1 protein-coding gene is annotated in these 582 nt (G+C 41.6%); it reads left to right on the top strand.

The window, feature by feature from the left end; genetic code table 11:
* Positions 1-302 precede the first annotated feature (302 nt).
* Positions 303-582: type II toxin-antitoxin system Phd/YefM family antitoxin (locus tag R8N47_RS26935; protein ID WP_318186331.1), on the top strand; the 280-nt coding region annotated here is incomplete at its 3' end.

Below are 582 nucleotides of genomic sequence, written 5' to 3' on the forward strand. Positions count from 1 at the left end.
CCAGTTTTGTAGTTGTCCGTTTGGTTTCAGCGTTTTAATTCATGAATTTCGTGCTATATTTCAACATCTTGGCGTGTACCAAAGGCTTCAAGGGTAGCGTACTAACAAACAATTCAAGAGGGATTCGTAACGCGTGGCATTTTTACTATGCGTTAGTTTTAGTGATTAAGGCGGTTTGCGGCGGCTTCGGTGTTGCGTTACTCACCCCTTAATTGGGCGTTATAACAAAGTATCAAGTTCTTGCTCATAACTAACAGTTGAACTATTATTTGTACGTTATTTTGTACTAATAGAGGTTCAGTATGAGTCGTATTCATTTCGATCAAGATATTCAACCACTATCTGAGTTTCGTGCCGGTGTAGCTTCTTACATCGAACAAATCAATGAGACTCGTCGTCCGTTGGTAATTACACAACGCGGCAAAGGCGTTGCTGTTGTTCTTGATGTTGCGGAGTACGAAGCAATGCAAGAGAAGATCGAATTACTAGAAGAAATACGCACAGCGGAAGCTCAATTAGCTTCAGGTCTTGGTGTTTCAAATGAAGATGCGCGCGCTCAAGTGTTAGGGCGCATTAACAAAT

The sequence above is a fragment of the Vibrio sp. 2132-1 genome (assembly GCF_033344315.1).